The 940-nt window shown below is 74.5% G+C and carries 1 protein-coding gene and 1 pseudogene; one reads left to right on the top strand and one right to left on the bottom strand.

The annotated features are described in order from the left end of the window. The coding region (locus KBX53_RS34285) for a cation:proton antiporter (RefSeq protein ID WP_210863959.1) at positions 1 to 461 on the top strand (461 nt) is incomplete at its 5' end. Positions 462 to 515: 54 nt separating this feature from the next. Here KBX53_RS34285 and KBX53_RS34290 read toward each other — a convergent pair. Beyond that, positions 516 to 940, bottom strand: a pseudogene (locus tag KBX53_RS34290) (NAD/FAD-dependent oxidoreductase); the annotation flags it as partial.

Consider the following 940-nt stretch of genomic DNA (forward strand, 5'->3'; position numbering starts at 1 on the left):
ACTCGGTCCTGCACGACTTCGCCGAGCAGGTCGAACGGCTGCTCACCCTGGTGCTGTTGCTGCTGCTGGGCGGCGCGATCGTGGGTGGTCTGCTGGGCCCGCTGACCTGGCCGGCGGCCGCCGTCGGGCTGGCCCTGGTGTTCCTGGTGCGGCCGCTGATCGGCTGGTTGTCGCTGCGCGGCGCCCCGGGACGCCCGGCCGAGCACTGGGTCATCTCGTTGTTCGGCATTCGTGGCGTCGGCTCGTTCTACTACCTCGCGTACGCCACCACCAAGGCCGACTTCCCGCAGGCCGAGCTGCTCTGGGCGACCGTCGGGCTGGTGGTGCTCGTCTCCGTCGTGGTGCACGGCGTGACGGCGACCCCGGTCATGCAACTGCTCGACCGGGAGGGAGAGCGGACCTCCGACCCGGCCGAGCGGGACGCCGACGCCCGGCCGGTCGCCGCGGCCGGGCACGCCTGAGCAGGCACCTCAGGCCCGCCGCCCACGCCGGCTCAGCCCAGCCTGAGCGCTGCTTCAGCCCAGCCGGGCGGCCAGCGCGCGGCCGAGGTCCCGGCCGGAGCGCCAGGCGCTCTGCACCCGGGGCTTGCCGAACGCGTCACCGGCCAGGCCGATCCCGTCGGCGTCGAGGTGGTAGGTGGCGTCGGCGGTGGCGTGGGTCGGCTTCGCGTACGTCCAGCGGTGCACGTGCACGTCGACGGCCTGTTCGGGCAGCCCGAGCAGGTCCCGGACGGCCTGCTCGATCGCCGGCCCGGCCCCGGTGGGTTGGGCCAAATGCCCGGCCGCGAACTCCGGCACCGTGTGCGCGACCAGCACCGGCGCGCCGTCACCTCGTCGGTCGCCGTCGTCGCAGACAAGGTTGAGGACCGGGTGCTCGTTGACGAACGCCCCCCGGAAGTCCGGCCAGCGCCGGTGCGGGAACCGCAGCACCGCGGCCAGGG

The sequence above is a fragment of the Micromonospora sp. M51 genome, assembly GCF_018070305.1.
Lineage (GTDB): Bacteria > Actinomycetota > Actinomycetes > Mycobacteriales > Micromonosporaceae > Micromonospora > Micromonospora parva.